Source organism: Streptomyces sp. NPDC046985 (genome assembly GCF_040644415.1).
In the GTDB taxonomy this organism is placed as follows: Bacteria; Actinomycetota; Actinomycetes; order Streptomycetales; family Streptomycetaceae; genus Streptomyces.
Map to the genome: position 1 here is coordinate 172,741 of NZ_JBEYWK010000009.1, position 16,276 is coordinate 189,016.

Consider the following 16,276-nt stretch of genomic DNA (forward strand, 5'->3'; position numbering starts at 1 on the left):
GGAGTTGACCGGAAGGGACCGGAACAGGCCGGAACCACGGGACCTGAGACCGGACTAGGAGGCGACAGTCATGGGCCTCGGCGGATGCATCATCCTCATCGCCGTGGGAGCCATTCTCACGTTCGCGACCGACTGGCACATGCAGGGCGTCAACCTCGACCTCGTCGGCGTCATCCTGATGCTCGTCGGCCTGATCGGCGTCACGGCGTTCAGCAGCATCGCCCGGCGCCGCCGCGTGGTGGTGCCCCCCACGACCACGGTCGTCGAGGAGGAGCGGCACCACCACACGCGCGACGGCTACAGCGACGGATACGGCTTGTGAGCACCCGCCGGCCCCGTCCCGCGGGGCCGGCGCCGGCGGAGTCAGGCGTGCGTCCCCGCGTCCGCCTCCGCGGCCGTCCCCTCATCCGACGCGTCGCTCAGCGTCTCGTCCGGCGCCCCGGCTAGCGCCTCAGTCGGCGCTTCATCCGACGCCTCGGTCGGCGCCTCGTCGAGGCCCGCTAGCACCAGCGGCAGCCGGTCCGCGCCGCCCTCGGCCACGCGGACCGGCACGCCCCAGTCCTGCTGGTGCACATGGCAGGCCGGGTACTCGTTCGCCGGATCGTCGTCGCACGAGGCCGCCATCGCGGAGACGTGCAGCACGCCCTGGCCGACCGCCGGGTCGATCTCCAGCGTGCGCGACAGGTCCGTCCCCGCGCCGTCGCCCGCGCGCAGCAGCTCGGGCGGCGTGGCCGAGACCAGCAGCCGGGTCGAGGGGCCGTACCGGGTGTCGAGCTTCTGGCCCGCCGGGGCCTGGAAGATCACGTCGAGGCTGAGCCGCCCGGCGGCGACCTCGGTCGCGGCGCGCTGGGTGCGGTGGGCGACCGCCTCGACCCGCACCGCCTCCTCGGGCAGCCGCAGCCGGGTGAGCCGGTGCCGGGCCGACTCCACCACCACGATGTCCTCGCCCGCGACCACCGCGTCGCTCGGCTCGCGCAGGTCCGTGGCGAGGGTGGTCACCTCCCCGGTCGCCGGGTCGTAGCGGCGCAGCGCGTGGTTGTAGGTGTCGCTGACGGCCACCGAGCCGTCCGGCAGCACGGTCACGCCCAGCGGGTGCTGGAGCAGGGCCTGCCCGGCGTCCCCGTCCCGGTGGCCGAAGTCGAACAGCCCGGCGCCCACGGCCGTGTGCACGCTGCCGTCCGGCTCCACCCAGCGCAGCGCCGAGGTCTCGGAGTCGGCGAGCCACAGCCGTCCGGGTGCGGCCGCCAGCCCGGAGGGCTGGGCGAACCACGCCTGCGCGCCCGGTCCGTCGATGAGCCCCTCGTTCGTGGTCCCGGCGGCGACGGCCACCGTCGCGTCGGCCGGGTCGTACGTCCAGAGCTGGTGCACGCCCGCCATGGCGATCCACACCCTGCCCTGCCACCAGGCCACGTCCCACGGCGAGGACAGGTCGACCTCGCGGGCCGCCCCGGAGGACGGCGAGCCCTGCCACCACTGGCGGCCCGTGCCCGCCAGGGTGCTCACCTCGCCGGTCTCCGGGTCGAGGCGGCGCAGGGCGTGGTTGACGGTGTCGGCCACGACGACCGAGCCGTCGTCGAGCAGCGCGAGTCCCTGCGGCTCGTTGAACGCGGCCTCCCGCGCGCCGCCGTCGCGGAACCCGCGGGCCCCGGAGCCGATCCGGCGCAGCACGCTCTCCCCGTCCGCCGCCAGCTCCACGAGCTGGTGCCGGGTGGTGTCGCTGACCAGGAAGGCGCCGGAGGGCAGCGCCAGCGCCTTGCCGGGGAAGCGCAAGGTCGTCGGCTCGGGCTCCGGCGGCACGTAGGGGCCGTCGCCGCGCCGCAGCGTGCCCTTGGCCGCGTGCTCGGCCTCCAGCTCCGCGACCAGCCGCTCCAGGGCGTGCGCGTGCCCCTCGCCCGCGTGCTGGGCGACGACGTAGCCCTCGGGGTCGATCACGACCAGCGTCGGCCAGGCCCGTACCGCGTACTGCTTCCAGGTGGCCAGCTCGGGGTCGTCGAGCACCGGGTGCTCCACGCCGTAGCGCTCCACGGCGTCGACCACCGCCTGGTGCTCCGCCTCGTGCACGAACTTCGGCGAGTGCACCCCGACGACCACGACCGTGTCCCGGTGCTTCTCCTCCAGCTCCCTCAACTCGTCCAGCATATGCAGGCAGTTGATGCAGCAGAAGGTCCAGAAGTCCAGGATCACGATGCGTCCGCGCAGGTCGGCCAGGGTGTACTGGCTGCCGCCCGTGTTCAGCCAGCCCCCCTTGCCGATCAGCTCGGGGGCACGGACGCGGGCGCGGCGGGGGGCGGGGGCCGGGGGCGTTTCGCTCATGGACCCAGGGTGCCACTCGCGCCGGGCGCACGTTCACGCGCCTGTGGGCGACCGCGCGCGGGGGTGCGCGCCGGTGGGCGCGGGGCGCGGCGGCGCGGAGCTGCGCGGGCCGGTGCGCGGCGGGGCGCGGGGGTGGACGCCTGTGCGCGCCGGCGGGCGTCCTCGTCCTCAGCCCGTCGGGCTACCGGCGGAGTCGCCCAGCCGCCGCCGGGGAAGCCGTGAGGCATGAGATTCCACGTACGCGACCGCATCCTCGGCATCGGCGACGACTACTGGATCGAGGACGAGCACGGCAGCAAGGTCTTCCTCGTCGACGGCAAGGCCATGCGGCTGCGCGACACCTTCGAGCTGAAGGACACCCAGGGCCGGGTCCTGATCGACATCCACCAGAAGATGCTCGCCCTGCGCGACACCATGGTGATCGAACGGGACGGCGAGGCGCTGGCCAAGATCCGGCGCAAGCGGCTGTCGCTGCTGCGCAACCACTACCGCGTCGCCCTGGTGGACGGCACCGAGCTGGACGTCAGCGGCAAGATCCTCGACCGGGAGTTCGCCGTCGAGTACGACGGCGAGCTGCTCGCGGTGATCTCCCGGCGCTGGCTGAGCGTCGTGGAGACGTACGGCGTCGACGTCGTACGGGACGACGCCGACCCGGCGCTGATGATCGCGGTGGCGGTGTGCGTGATCCACCTGGCGGAGAAGGAGCGGGAGGGGGACTAAGGCCGTGGGCGGCCGGGAGGCCGCCGGGAGGGAACGGCGCCGCTCAGAGAGCGCGGTCCGCTCAGACAGGGCGGTCCGCTCAGGGAGCGCGGTCCGTTCAGGAGAGCGGCGGGCGCAGGCCCAGGACCCGGTCCTTCAGGGCCGGGAACTGCTCCCGCACGGTCTCCGCGCGCGCCGGGTCGAAGTCGACCGTGAGCACTTCCTCGCCGGGGCCCGCCTCGGCCAGCACCTCGCCCCAGGGGTCCACCACGATCGAGTGACCCGCCTGGGGAACCCCGGCGTGCGTGCCGGCCGTTCCACACGCGAGAACGATCGCCTGGTCCTCCACCGCCCGCGCCCGCGCCAGCAGCGTCCAGTGCTCGCGCCGCCGCTCGGGCCAGCCCGCCGGGACCACCAGGGTCTGGGCCCCGGCGTCGACGAGAGCGCGGAACAGTTCGGGGAAGCGGAGGTCGTAGCAGGTCGCCAGTCCGAGGGTCGTCTCCGGCAGACGGACCGTCACCAGCTCGCTTCCCGCGCCCATCAGCACGGCCTCGCCCCGGTCGAAGCCGAAGCGGTGGATCTTGCGGTAGGCGGCGGCGAGGTCGCCGGACGGGGAGAAGACGAGGGAGGTGTTGTACAGCGCGCCGTCCGCCGCGGCGGAACCGCCGTCCGCCGCCGCGCGTTCGGGGATCGAGCCCGCGTGCAGCCACACGCCCGCGTCGCTCGCCGCCTGGGCCATCGCCTCGTACGTCGGCCCGTGCAGCGGCTCGGCGGCGCCGGCGAACGCCTCGAAGGCGAAGGCGCCGGTGGTCCACAGCTCCGGCAGCACGACGAGGTCGGCCCCCGCCTGCGCGCGCACCAGACCGGCCGCACGCCGCCGCCGCGCGTCGACCGTTTCGTCCTCGTCCACGGAGATCTGGATCAGCGAGGCGCGCACACTACCACCGTCCTGGCATGGGAGTCGGCCACACGGGCCTACGATCGTCACACGAAAGCACTGCCGGGGTGCCTCGCAGCAGCGTAACTTGGTGATCCCCCTGCTCGAAGCGGAGCGAGAGCCCGGGGGAGTCCGGGACGCCGCCCACCGCCGCTGCCTCCCACTGGCAATGCCGCCGCCACCTGCCCGTGCACCGACCGCCGAGGGGTCCCGTTCCGTGAGTCTGCATCCCGCTCTCCAGCCCTACGCCGACGCCTGGTCCCAGTCCGTCGAGGCGATATCCGAGCTGGTGACGCCGCTGGCCGAGGGCGAGTGGAACCGGCGGACGCCATGCCCCGGATGGTCGGTCCGCGACCTGGTCTCGCACGTCATCGGCATGGACTGCGAGGCGCTCGGCGATCCGCGCCCCATCCACTCGCTGCCCCGCGACCTGTTCCACGTCGCCACCGAGCACCAGCGCTACACGGAGATGCAGGTCGACGTCCGGCGCCACCACACCGCGCCGGAGATGACCTCCGAGCTGGAGTACACGGTCATCCGCCGCAACCGCCAGTTGCGCAACGACTCCCGCGACCCCGGCACGAAGGTGCGCGGGCCGCTCGGCAGGGACATCACCCTCGAAGAGGCCATGCGCTACCGCGCCTTCGACATCTGGGTGCACGAGCAGGACCTGCGCGCGGCCCTCGGCCGCCCCGGCGACCTGGACTCGCCCGGCGCCCACGTGGCCCGGGACTGTCTGCTGGAGGCGCTGCCCGGCGTGGTCGCGGAGAAGGCGGGCGCCCCGCGCAGCTCGGCGATCGTCTTCGACGTGCACGGGCCGGTGGAGTTCCTGCGCACGATCCGCGTCGACGCCCAGGGCCGCGGCACCCTGGAGAGCGCGCCCGCGCTGGGCCCGGCGGCGACCCTCACCCTCGACTGGGAGACCTACGTCCGCCTGGCCTGCGGCCGGGTGACGCGGAACGCCGTGGCGGACCGGGTGAAGACGGAGGGCGACGCGGAGCTGACGGACGCGATCCTGCGGAACTTCACGGTGACCCAGTAGCGGGACGCGCCGACGGGCGGTGGCGGTGGGCGGTGGGCGGGTCCGCTCCCGCCGACGGTTCGCCGGCCGTCCGCAGGGACCGCCCGGCCCCGCTCGCACGCGGCCTCGCAAGCGGCCGGTCCCGCACGCTCCTTCGCGGCGCCTTCGCACGCGCCCTCACGCGCGTTTCCGTACGCCCCGTCACGCGGGCACGTGCACCGTCTCCACCCGGCTGGCCACCAGCCGCTCCCGCTCCCGCCGGGCCGCCCGGCCGCGCAGCCGCAGGATCTGGCCGACGCCGAGCGCCTGGAGGACGAACACGGTGCAGAAGGCGACCGCGTAGTCGCCCCCCGTCGCGTCCAGCAGCACGCCGATCGCGAACAGCGTGGTCATCGAGGCGATGAAGCCCCCCATGTTGGTGATCCCGGAGGCGGTCCCCTGCCGCTGCGCCGGGTTGGCGGGCCGCGCGAAGTCGAAGCCGATCATCGAGGCGGGTCCGCACGCGCCGAGCACCAGGCACAGCACGACCAGCAGCCACATCGGCGCGTGGTCGCCCGGATACGCCAGCGTCAAGGCCCACAGGCACGCCGTGGCCGCCGCCGTGCCGAGCGCCAGCGGCAGCCGGGCTTCGTGGCGGCGGGCGATGACCTGCCCGTAGACCAGGCCGACGGCCATGTTCGACAGCACCACGAGCGTGAGCAGGTCGCCGGCGGTCGCCCGGGACAGCCCCTGGGCCTGCACCAGGAACGGCATCCCCCAGAGCAGCAGGAACACCATGGCCGGGAACTGGGTGGTGAAGTGCACCCACATGCCCAGCCGGGTGCCGGGCTCGCGCCAGGCGGCGGCGATCTGCCGGCGCACGGCGGCGGCGCCCTGGTGCGGCAGCGGCTCGGGCGCGAAGCCCTCGGGATGGTCCTTCAGGAACAGCAGCAGCGCCAGCACCGCGACTCCGGCCAGCGCGCTGCCCGCGAAGGCCCCGGTCCACCCCACGCTGTGCAGCAGCCGGGCCAGCACCAGGGTGGAGGCCAGGTTGCCGGCCATGCCGGCGAGCCCCGACAACTGCGCGACCAGCGGCCCGCGCCGGGCCGGGAACCAGCGGGCGCCCAGTCGCAGCACGCTGATGAACGTCATGGCGTCCCCGCAGCCGAGCAGCGCGCGCGAGGCGAGCGCGGCGCCGTAGGAGGACGAGAAGGCGAAGCCGAGCTGTCCGGCCGTGAACAGCACCGCCCCGATGGCCAGCACCTTCTTGGCGCCGAGCCGGTCGACCAGGAGGCCGACGGGTATCTGCATGCCTGCGTACACGAGCAGTTGCAGGATCGAGAAGGTGGACAGCGCCGAGGCGTCGACGTGGAAGCGGGCGGCCGCGTCGAGACCGGCGACGCCCAGGGAGGTGCGGAAGACGACGGCGACGAAGTAGACGGCGACGCCGATGCCCCACACGGCGACGGCGCGGCGGCCGCCGGGCGGATCGCCGGGCAGGGACAGCAGCGGGACCGCTCCGGACGGCCCGGATGACCCGGACGGGCCGGACGGCCCCGGCGATCCCGGCGATCCCGGCGATCCCGGCGATCCCGGCGATCCCGAGGACCCTGGCGCCCCGGACGACGAGGACGCGGAGGACTCGGAGAAGTGGGAGGACTGGGAGGGCTCGGAGGACGCGGAGGGCTCGGAGGGCTCGGAGGACGCGCTCACCGGACCTCGCCCCGGGCCAGGTGGGAGAACCAGCTCACGTGGCGGTGGACGACGTCGACGGCCGCCTCCGCGTCCCCGGCGCGCAGCGCGTCCAGGATCTGCGCGTGCTCGGCGAGCGTCTTGGCGATGCGGTCCGGGTGGGAGTGCATCACGGCGACGCCCATGCGCAACTGCCGGTCGCGGAGCTGGTCGTAGAGGCGGGAGAGGATCTCGTTGCCGCCGCTGCGGACGATCTCGGCGTGGAAGCAGCGGTCGGTGACGGCGGCTGCGGCGAAGTCGCCGGCGGCGGCCTGCGCGCGCTGCCGGGCGAGCAGGTCCTCCAGGCGCTCGATCAGACCGGCCGGGGCGGGCACGGCCTTGCGGGCCGCGTGCTCCTCGACGAGTTGCCGGGTCTCGACCACGTCCGCGATCTCCTGGGCGGACACCGGCAGGACGAGCGCCCCCTTCTTCGGGTAGAGCCGGAGCAGCCCCTCGGCCTCCAGCCGCAGCAGCGCCTCGCGCACCGGTGTGCGCGAGACGCCGACCGCCTCGGCCAACTCCCCCTCGGTCAACAGGACGCCGCCCTCGTACACGCGGTCCAGCACGCCCTGTTTGACGTGGGCGTAGACGCGGTCGGCTGCGGGCGGCTGCTTCACGGCCAGGCTCATGGCCACAGCATAGATACATCGCGTACGCGTGACACGCGCCGTCCGGAATGCGGACCGCCGCCCGTCGAAAGGAAATTCGCCGGGGGCGGCCGCACAACCATTCGCGCCGACGACGAGTCACACAGGTGCGGCCCCACTCTGTGGGTAACCAACTCGGCCGCACCCTAGGGGCATTCGACTACATCGGGGTACATCTCTTGAAAACCGGCATCCAGGCCAGCCGCCACCGCAGGGCAACCGCCGTCGTCGTGACCGTCGGCGCCGTGCTCGCCACCGGAGCCCTCACCGCCGTTCCGGCGCAGGCTGTCAGCGCGCCGTCCATCGCCGCCAAGGGCGGCTACGCGATGAGCAACACCACCGGCTCGACGCTGTTCACGAAGAGCGCGGACACCCGCCTGTCCACCGGCTCCACCACGAAGATCATGACCGCCAAGGTCGTGCTGGCGCAGAGCAACCTCAACCTCGACGCCAAGGTCACCATCCAGAAGGCGTACAGCGACTACGTCGTGCGCAACAACGCCTCGCAGGCTCACCTGATCGTCGGCGACAAGGTGACCGTCCGCCAGCTTCTGTACGGTCTGCTGCTGCCCTCGGGCTGCGACGCCGCGTACGCGCTGGCCGACAAGTACGGCTCGGGCTCGACCCGGGACGCGCGCGTGAAGTCCTTCATCGGCAAGATGAACAGCGTCGCGAAGAGCCTGAAGCTCCAGAACACGCACTTCGACTCGTTCGACGGCATCGGCAACGGCAACAACTACTCGACGCCGCGCGACCTGACGAAGATCGCCAGCAGTGCGATGAAGAGCGCCACGTTCCGCGCGGTCGTGTCTGCCAAGGCGTACACGGCCAAGACCGTCACCAAGACCGGCAGCATCCGCACGATGGGCCGCTGGGACAACACCAACACGCTGCTCAGCAGCTACAAGGGCGCCATCGGCGTGAAGACCGGCTCCGGCCCGGAGGCCAAGTACTGCCTGGTCTTCGCCGCCTACCGGGGCGGCAAGACCGTCATCGGCACGGTCCTCGCCTCCACCTCCATCCCCCAGCGGGCCTCGGACGCCACCAGGATCCTGAACTACGGCTTCGCCCGCCTGGGCTAGCACTCCGCGCACAGCGCCGGCCTGACGCCGGCCGCGCACGACGAGGGGCTGCCGCTGTCCACAGCGGCAGCCCCTTTCGCGTGCGGCGGCGACGACCGCGGGGGCCGGTCGCACGACGACGTCGTGGCGGCCGGCCCCCGCGGGTCCGTGCGCTCAGGCGGGCGGCGCCGTCAGGCCCAGGTGATCAACCGTTTCGGCTGCTCCAGGACGGCCGCCGTGTCCGCCAGGACCTTGGAGCCGAGTTCGCCGTCGACCAGGCGGTGGTCGAAGCTCAGCGCCAGCGTGGTGACCTGGCGGGGCTTCACCTTGCCCTTGTGCACCCACGGCTGAGGCTTGATCGCCCCGACCGCGAGGATCGCGGACTCGCCGGGGTTGAGGATCGGCGTGCCCGTGTCGACGCCGAAGACGCCGACGTTGGTGATCGTGATCGTGCCGCCCTGCATCGCCGCCGGTGAGGTCTTCCCCTCGCGCGCCGTCGCCACCAGCTCGCCGAGGGCCTGCGCGAGCTGCGGAAGCGTCTTGGCGCCGGCGTCCTTGACGTTCGGCACGATCAGGCCGCGCGGGGTGGCCGCCGCGATGCCCAGGTTCACGTAGTCCTTGAGCACGATCTCCTGGGCGGCCTCGTCCCAGGAGGCGTTGACCTCCGGGTTGCGCCGGACGGCGACCAGCAGGGCCTTGGCGATCAGCAACAGCGGGTTGACCCGCAGGCCCCGCATGTCCTTGTCCTGCTTCAGCTCCTCGACGAGCCGCATCGTCCGGGTCACGTCCACCGTCACGAACTCCGTGACGTGCGGCGCCGTGAACGCCGAGCCGACCATCGCCGCGGCCGTCGCCTTGCGCACGCCCTTGACCGGGATCCGCGTCTCGCGCGCGGTGTCGTGGGCCGCCGCCGGCGCCGCGGACGGCGCCGGGGAGACGACCGGGGTCCGCGCCGCCGCCGGTTCCGGCGCGGTCGCCGGCGCCGACGCCGCGTGCACGTCCTCGCGCGTGATCACGCCGTCCGCGCCCGAGGGGATCACCGTCGCCAGGTCCACGCCCAGGTCCTTGGCCAGCTTGCGCACCGGCGGCTTGGCCAGCGGACGCTCTCTGCCGGGGACCGCGGGGGCGGCGGGCGCGGGGGCCGGGGCGGCGGCCTGCACGCTGTGGCCGTTCAGCTCGGACTGGAGCGCGCCGGCCGCCTGCGCGGCCGTCGCCTCCGGGCCCTTGCGCGGGCGGCGCCGGCTGGCGGCCGTCGAGACGCCGTAGCCCACCAGGACCGGCTGGCGGGCCTCCGGCTTCGGCTGCCCGGCCTGCTGCGGCTCGGCCGCGGGGGCGGCCACGGCGGTCTGAGCCGCCTTAGCCGCCTGGGCCGGAACCTCGGCGGGCGCGGCGCCCGCCGTCTGCACCGCGATGATGGACGTGCCCACGTCCACCGTGGCGCCCTCGGGGAAGTGCAGCTCGCTCACCACGCCGTCGTAGGGGATGGGCAGTTCGACGGCCGCCTTGGCCGTCTCGACCTCGCACACCACCTGGCCGTCGGTGACCGTGTCACCGGGCTGGACGTACCACTTGAGGATCTCGGCCTCGGTCAGGCCCTCACCGACATCCGGCATCTTGAACTCGCGCACGGACGCATCGGTCATCGTCGTCACGGCCCTCTCCTCAGTACGCCAGCGAGCGGTCGACGGCGTCGAGCACGCGGTCCAGGTCCGGCAGGTACTCCTCCTCCAGCCGCGCCGGCGGGTACGGCGCGTGGTAGCCGCCGACCCGCAGGACGGGGGCCTCCAGGTGGTAGAAGCAGCGCTCGGTGATCCGGGCGGCGATCTCCGCGCCGGAGCCGAAGAACACCGGCGCCTCGTGGACCACCACCAGGCGGCGGGTCTTCTCCACCGACGCCTGGATCGAGTCGAAGTCCAGCGGGGAGACCGACCGCAGGTCCAGGACCTCCAGCGACTTGCCCTCCTCGGCCGCGGCGGCGGCCGCCTCCTGGCAGAGCTTCACCATCGGGCCGTAGGCCGCCAGGGTCAGGTCGGCGCCCTCGCGGACGACCTGGGCCTTGTGCAGCGGCGCGGGAATGGCCTCGGCGTCGACCTCGGACTTGTCCCAGTAACGCCGCTTGGGCTCGAAGTAGATCACCGGGTCGTCGCTCTGGATGGCCTGCTGCATCATCCAGTAGGCGTCCGAGGCGTTGGACGGGCTGACGATCTTCAGGCCCGCCACATGGGCGAACAGCGCCTCGGGCGACTCCGAGTGGTGCTCCACGGCGCCGATGCCGCCGCCGTAGGGGATGCGCACGACGACCGGCATCTTGACCTTGCCCAGGGAGCGGGCGTGCATCTTCGCGAGCTGCGTGACGATCTGGTCGTACGCCGGGAAGACGAAGCCGTCGAACTGGATCTCGACCACCGGGCGGTAGCCGCGCAGCGCGAGGCCGATCGCCGTGCCGACGATGCCGGACTCGGCGAGCGGGGTGTCGATGACGCGGCTCTCGCCGAAGTCCTTCTGGAGGCCGTCCGTCACCCGGAACACGCCGCCGAGCTTGCCGACGTCCTCGCCCATGATCAGGACCTTGGGGTCGGCGTCCAGGGCGTGCCGCAGCGACTCGTTGATCGCCTTGGCCAGAGCCATCTTCTCCGCAGCCATGCTCAGACCCCCTCTGCGTCCGCGAACGACGCCTGGTAGGCGGCGAACTGGGCGCGTTCCTCGTCGACGAGCGCGTGCCCGTCCGCGTACACGTGCTCGAAGATGGCGAACTGGTCCGGGTCGGGCATGGCACGGACCGCTTCGCGCACTCGCCTGCCCAACGTCTCGCTCTCGGCTTCGAGTTCCGCGAAGAATCCCTCGTCCGTGTGGTGTGCGGACTCCAGGTGGCGGCGCAGGCGCAGGAGCGGGTCCTTCGCCTCCCAGGCCGCCCGCTCGTCGTCGTGCCGGTAGCGGGTGGGGTCGTCCGAGGTGGTGTGGGCGCCCATGCGGTACGTGAACGCCTCGACCAGGGTGGGGCCCTCGCCGGCGCGGGCGCGCTCCAGCGCCCACCGGGTGACGGCGAGGCAGGCCAGCACGTCGTTGCCGTCGACGCGGACGCCGGGGAAGCCGTAGCCCTGCGCGCGCTGGTAGAGCGGCACGCGGGTCTGCTTCTCGGTCGGCTCGGAGATCGCCCACTGGTTGTTCTGGCAGAAGAACACCACCGGGGCGTTGTAGACCGCGGAGAAGGTGAAGGACTCCGCCACGTCGCCCTGGCTGGAGGCGCCGTCGCCGAAGTAGGCGATCACCGCCGCGTCCGAGCCGTCCTTGGCGACGCCCATCGCGTAGCCGGTGGCGTGCAGCGTCTGGGAGCCGATGACGATCGTGTAGAGGTGGAAGTTGTTGCCGTTCGGGTCCCAGCCGCCGTTGTTCACGCCGCGGAACATGCCGAGCAGGTTGGTCGGGTCCACCCCGCGGCACCAGGCGACGCCGTGCTCGCGGTAGGTCGGGAAGACGTAGTCGTCGTCGCGCAGGGCGCGGCCGGAGCCGATCTGGGCGGCCTCCTGGCCGAGCAGCGACGCCCACAGGCCCAGCTCGCCCTGGCGCTGGAGGGCGGTGGCCTCGGCGTCGAAGCGGCGGGTGAGCACCATGTCGCGGTAGAGACCGCGCAGCTCTTCGGGGGTGACGGCGTCGACGTACGCGTCGTACTCGGCGTTCTGGACGCGCTCGCCCTCGGGCGTCAGCAACTGCACGAGGTCGGGCTCGGCGCCCTTCCTCGTGCCGGAACGGCCCTTGGCGCCTGCGGCTTTCGCGCCGGTCGACCCGGCCTTGCTTCCGGCGCTGCGTCGCGATGTGCGCGCGGCAGTGCTCTCCACGGTCACGTGTGCTCCTCCGTCGGTCCGGCCCCCGGGGTTGCCGGTAGGCCAGTGCGGCTCACCTGTAACCGACCCGCGAGGCACGGGGTGGGTGCCACTCGGCCGGGAACAGGCGTGACAGGTGCCCCGGCGAGCGCCCTGCAGCAGCCACGTTACCCAGTGCTCCACATTTCTGGGAAACCCCTCCTGACCTGCGTGTTTCCTTGGATTTCCAAGTATCTTCGGCTTGGAGGCCCAGGTACGCGCGCGGGATTCGGGGCAGGCGCTGGTCACAGCCTTGCAGGGGGCCGGAACATCGGCACGTTATCCCGGGCGCCCCCGGGTCGGGAAGGGTTCGAGAGCGACTGGAACTGGTCTTGACGGGGGACGCGGCGCCGCGCGGGGCGCTCCGTCCGCCCGCCGCGGAAGGGGCGCGCGGGCGCGGCGACACGGCGCCGATGAGTGACCGAATGCGACCGATGGCGACTTTCTGCGACAAAGGGCAGCTCACAGGTATGGCCATTGCCCTAGCATCTGCCGCGTGTCGCGCCGTTGTGTACCACCCCCACCACCCCGAACGCTCCCCCTGAGCGCCGTGCTGCGCCGGTATTCCGCCGGTGCCGTGCTCGCGTGCGAACCGGTCGACCAGGGTCTGCTCAACCGCGGCTACCGGCTGCGCACCACACGCGGCCGGTACTTCCTCAAGCACCACTTCGATCCCGACACCGCCGACCCCGCGGCCATCGCCCGGCGGCACCGGGCCACCCGGCGCCTGGCCGACCTCGGCGTGCCGGTCGCGCCCGCGCTGGCCGCCCGCGACGGCCGCACGGTCGCCGTGGTCGGCGGCCACGCCTACGCGCTGCACCCCTGGATCGACGGCCGGCACCGGCACGGCGGCCAGCTCACCGCGGGCCAGTGCTCGCGCCTGGGCGCCCTCCTGGGGGCCGTGCACGCCGGTCTGGAGCGCGTCATGCCGCCCACCGGACGCACCCGCCCGGCCGAGCGCCCGCACCCCGTGCAGAGCGCCGACCCCGCGGACACCCTGGCCCTGATCGACGACCTACTCGACCGGGTGCGCCGCCACCGCCCCGCGGACTCCTTCGACGAGCTGGCCCGCTATCGGCTCCTGGAGCGCCGCGCCCTGCTGGAGCGGCACGCCGCCCGCCGCCCGCCCCCCGGCGGCCCGGTGGGCTGGGTGCACGGCGACTTCCACCCCTTCAACGTGCTGTACCGGGGCGGCGCCCCGGCCGCCATCGTCGACTGGGACCGGCTCGGCGTGCAGCCGCGCGCGGAGGAGGCCGTGCGCGCCGCGGCGATCTTCTTCGTCCGCCCGGTCGGCGCCCTGGACCTGCCGAAGGTCGTCGCGTACGCGCGCGCGTACCGGCGCGCGGCCGGCGCCACCGCCTCGGAGCTGGCGGCGGCCGTGCACCGCGTGTGGTGGGAGCGCCTGAACGACTTCTGGATGCTGCGCTGGCGCTACGAGCGCGGCGACCTGCGCGCGGACCCCCAGTTCCCGGCCGCCTCGGCGCTCGCGGTGTGGTGGACCCGGGAGTATGAGGCGGTGCGTGCGGCGTTCGCGGACTGAATGTCGGCGGGGGCGGGCGCGGGAGCCGGGGCCGGGGGGGCCGGTACCGGGTGCCGGTGCCGGGTGCCGGTACCGGGCGGGAGTGACCGGCGCCCGCGGCGTGGGCCGTACAGCGGCCTTCTGGGCCGTACATCGGCCTTAAGAGAGCGCCCGCGCGCGTGTGCGGGCGGTGTGCGCGCAGGCGCGCGGGAAGCCGGGGGCCGCCGACGGGATGCGTTCTGTCGGGTCGGCACGCGCACACGCGCGCGGGCGCCGCATCGGGCACGTGGTAGTGGGCCGAGGCGATCACGCCCACACGCGCGGGGCGCCGCATCGGGCCCCCGCACGCGTGAGGGGTGATCAGTTGCCGCCGACTCCGCTGGTCACGGTGCCGGCGGCCGTGCCCGCGGCGGCGCCGGCGCCCGCGTCTCCGCCGCCCGCACCGCCGTTGTCCGCGCCGCCGGCGCCGCCGTTGCCTCCATTGCCGCCGTTGCCCCCGTTGCCGCCCGCACCGCCGGCGTCCGTTCCCCCGTTGCCGCTGGCGCCGCCGTTCGCGGTCCGCGTGGGGGCCTGGGTCGTCGGGGTGGGGGGCGCCGCGGAGCTGGGCGCGCCCGACGGCTTGTCCGAAGCCGACTGCGACGGCGTCGAGGACGGCCGCGCGGACGGCGTGTAGTCGCCCCAGCCGGAGCCGCCGTCGGATCCGCCGCCGTGCCGCCTGCCGGTGTCCGACGGCTCGTCCTCGGAGGACTGGGTCGCGCTGGCGCTGGGCTGGTCGCTCTGCGTGGACTGGGTGTTCGACGGGGACCGGGTGACGCCGGTCCCGCCGCCGCTGGTGTCGCCGGTGCTGTGCAGCGCCAGCGCCACGCCCGCCGCGACCGCGATCACCGCGAGCACGGCGAGGATCCACAGCTTGCCCCGGCCGCCGCCCCCGTTGCCGTGGCCCTCGAAGCCGCCGTCGTCGCGGCTGCCGTAGCCGGAGGGCAGGATCGGCTGGGGGATCTGCGTGGTGCCGGCCCCGAAGTCGCCCGGACGCGTCATCGCCGACGTGCCCGCGAAGGCCGCCGCCGCGGCGTTCCGGCCCTCGTGCGCGTTCACCGGCCCGGTGTTCCAGGCGCCGGTGTGGCCGCCCTGGTCGTACAGCATCTGCAACGCGTACTGGACCAGGCCGCGCATCTCCTCGGCCGTCTGGAAGCGGTCGTCGGGCTCCTTGGCCAGCGAGCGCATGACCAGGCCGTTCAGCTCCGGAGGGCAGCCCGCCTCGGAGACCTGCGAGGGCGGCACCGGGGTGTCCTGCACATGCTGGTAGACCACGGACAGCGGGGTCTCGCCGGTGAACGGGGGCCGCAGCGCGAGGAGTTCGTAGAGCAGGCAGCCGGTCGCGTACAGGTCGGAGCGGTGGTCGACGGCCTTGCCGAGCGCCTGCTCGGGGGAGAGGTACTGAGGGGTGCCCATGACCATGCCGGTCTGCGTCATCGTCGTGGACGCCCCGTGCAGGGCGCGGGCGATGCCGAAGTCCATCACCTTCACGGCGCCGTGGTCGGTGATGATGACGTTGGCGGGCTTGATGTCCCGGTGCACGATGCCGTGCTGGTGGGAGTAGGCCAGCGCCTCCAGCACCCCGGAGACGATGATCAGCGCCTGCTCGGGGCCCGGCGCCTCCGCGTTGAGCAGCAGGTCCCGGATGGTGCGGCCCTCGACCAGCTCCATCACGATGTACGGCACGGACTGGCCGCCCACGACGTCCTCGCCGGAGTCGTACACGGCGACGATCGCGTGGTGGTTGAGCCCGGCCACCGACTGGGCCTCGCGCGTGAAGCGGGCCTTGGACACCGGGTCCTCGGCCAGGTCGGCACGGAGCAGCTTCACCGCGACGGTGCGGCCCAGACGCACGTCCTCCGCCGCGAAGACCTCGGCCATGCCGCCCCGGCCGAGCCGGTGGGTCAGCCGGTACCGGCCGTCGCCGACCAGGCCGCCGTTGCCCCAAGCCTCCGGCGCGTCCGACATGCCGCCGCCGCCAGACGCCTCAGGGTCGGACGGGCCCTGGGCGCGCTGCGTCTGTGCCATCAGTCCTCGCCGTCGTGTCTGCCCGCGGGGTGCGGTGTTGTCACGGTCTCCGTCGGCCACGCTACAGGTTCGGCGCAAGGCGCCGGTCCAGGTTCGCCGTGGGGAGCGGTCCGAGACGGACCGGCCATCAAACCGCCTGCCGCCATCGTCGTGCAAATTCCGTGCCACGGCCGCCCGTCTGCTGTAACGCTTGCGCGACGCTTCTCTCGCGTACGGTCACGGATCGGGCGCCGAGCTTGACGTGTCGGCGCCCTGGGGCAGACTTGGCCGGGATCGACAGGTTCGATCATCGGGGTCCGGACACGGTCCGGTCACGATCCCCGTGGTCGGGTTCCGGCCGTCGGACCCGCGGGACGGGAACTCCGGTCGCGAGACCGGGCGACGGACAGCCGATCGCGCGAGCGCAGCACCCGCTGGGCCCGCGCGCCGATGGGGGACGCAGAAG

At 73.6% G+C, this 16,276-nt stretch carries 13 protein-coding genes; 5 read left to right on the forward strand and 8 right to left on the reverse strand.

The genetic code is table 11. The features are described 5' to 3' along the window. Nucleotides 1–70: 70 nt before the first annotated feature. Nucleotides 71–322 carry a DUF6458 family protein gene (locus ABZ861_RS14350; protein WP_361629047.1) on the forward strand — a complete coding sequence of 84 codons (252 nt, stop codon included), beginning with the start codon at nucleotides 71–73 and terminating at the stop codon, nucleotides 320–322. Between the two features lie 41 nt (nucleotides 323–363). Here ABZ861_RS14350 and ABZ861_RS14355 read toward each other — a convergent pair whose 3' ends face one another. Continuing rightward, entirely contained in the window at nucleotides 364–2,313 is a 1,950-nt protein-coding gene (locus tag ABZ861_RS14355; RefSeq protein WP_361629049.1) for an NHL domain-containing thioredoxin family protein, read from the reverse strand. A 225-nt stretch (nucleotides 2,314–2,538) separates the two neighbouring features. Between ABZ861_RS14355 and ABZ861_RS14360 the strand changes: the two genes are divergently transcribed. Further along, the gene (locus ABZ861_RS14360; protein ID WP_361629052.1) at nucleotides 2,539–3,033 is read left to right on the forward strand and encodes an LURP-one-related family protein; all 495 of its coding nucleotides are present in this window, start codon (nucleotides 2,539–2,541) and stop codon (nucleotides 3,031–3,033) included. A 97-nt stretch (nucleotides 3,034–3,130) separates the two neighbouring features. On the opposite strand, the gene ABZ861_RS14365 is transcribed toward ABZ861_RS14360, so the two are convergent. Further along, nucleotides 3,131–3,949, reverse strand: a complete 819-nt coding sequence (locus ABZ861_RS14365) for a carbon-nitrogen family hydrolase (RefSeq protein ID WP_361629055.1) — start codon at nucleotides 3,947–3,949, stop codon at nucleotides 3,131–3,133. A 217-nt stretch (nucleotides 3,950–4,166) separates the two neighbouring features. Here ABZ861_RS14365 and ABZ861_RS14370 point away from each other — a divergent pair, with 217 nt between their 5' ends. Continuing rightward, a complete protein-coding gene (locus ABZ861_RS14370) occupies nucleotides 4,167–4,991 on the forward strand; it encodes a maleylpyruvate isomerase family mycothiol-dependent enzyme (protein WP_361629058.1) in 825 nt (274 codons plus the stop codon). 180 nt (nucleotides 4,992–5,171) lie between these two features. Here the strand turns inward: ABZ861_RS14370 and ABZ861_RS14375 are convergent, their stop codons facing one another. Together ABZ861_RS14375 and ABZ861_RS14380 are read right to left on the reverse strand one after the other, a co-directional pair. Then, nucleotides 5,172–6,458: an MFS transporter gene (locus tag ABZ861_RS14375; RefSeq protein WP_361629348.1), complete on the reverse strand. Its 1,287-nt coding sequence runs from the start codon at nucleotides 6,456–6,458 to the stop codon at nucleotides 5,172–5,174. A 200-nt stretch (nucleotides 6,459–6,658) separates the two neighbouring features. Beyond that, nucleotides 6,659–7,309 (reverse strand): GntR family transcriptional regulator, encoded by a 651-nt coding sequence (locus tag ABZ861_RS14380; protein ID WP_361629061.1) that lies wholly within the window; start codon nucleotides 7,307–7,309, stop codon nucleotides 6,659–6,661. A 197-nt stretch (nucleotides 7,310–7,506) separates the two neighbouring features. Between ABZ861_RS14380 and ABZ861_RS14385 the strand changes: the two genes are divergently transcribed. Continuing rightward, nucleotides 7,507–8,409: a D-alanyl-D-alanine carboxypeptidase gene (locus tag ABZ861_RS14385; protein ID WP_361629064.1), complete on the forward strand. Its 903-nt coding sequence runs from the start codon at nucleotides 7,507–7,509 to the stop codon at nucleotides 8,407–8,409. 170 nt (nucleotides 8,410–8,579) lie between these two features. On the opposite strand, the gene ABZ861_RS14390 is transcribed toward ABZ861_RS14385, so the two are convergent. Genes ABZ861_RS14390 through pdhA form a run of 3 tightly spaced genes read right to left on the reverse strand, consistent with a single transcriptional unit; the run spans nucleotide 8,580 to nucleotide 12,230 of the window. Further along, on the reverse strand, nucleotides 8,580–10,040 hold the full coding sequence (locus ABZ861_RS14390) for a dihydrolipoamide acetyltransferase family protein (RefSeq protein WP_361629067.1): 1,461 nt from the start codon (nucleotides 10,038–10,040) through the stop codon (nucleotides 8,580–8,582). Between the two features lie 10 nt (nucleotides 10,041–10,050). After that, entirely contained in the window at nucleotides 10,051–11,031 is a 981-nt protein-coding gene (locus ABZ861_RS14395) for an alpha-ketoacid dehydrogenase subunit beta (RefSeq protein WP_361629070.1), read from the reverse strand. Between the two features lie 2 nt (nucleotides 11,032–11,033). Next, the gene (gene pdhA / locus ABZ861_RS14400; protein WP_361629073.1) at nucleotides 11,034–12,230 is read right to left on the reverse strand and encodes a pyruvate dehydrogenase (acetyl-transferring) E1 component subunit alpha; all 1,197 of its coding nucleotides are present in this window, start codon (nucleotides 12,228–12,230) and stop codon (nucleotides 11,034–11,036) included. Between the two features lie 559 nt (nucleotides 12,231–12,789). Here pdhA and ABZ861_RS14405 point away from each other — a divergent pair. Continuing rightward, nucleotides 12,790–13,788 carry a phosphotransferase gene (locus tag ABZ861_RS14405; RefSeq protein WP_361629351.1) on the forward strand — a complete coding sequence of 333 codons (999 nt, stop codon included), beginning with the start codon at nucleotides 12,790–12,792 and terminating at the stop codon, nucleotides 13,786–13,788. Between the two features lie 339 nt (nucleotides 13,789–14,127). Here the strand turns inward: ABZ861_RS14405 and ABZ861_RS14410 are convergent, their stop codons facing one another. After that, on the reverse strand, nucleotides 14,128–15,831 hold the full coding sequence (locus tag ABZ861_RS14410) for a protein kinase (protein ID WP_361629076.1): 1,704 nt from the start codon (nucleotides 15,829–15,831) through the stop codon (nucleotides 14,128–14,130). Nucleotides 15,832–16,276: the final 445 nt, after the last annotated feature.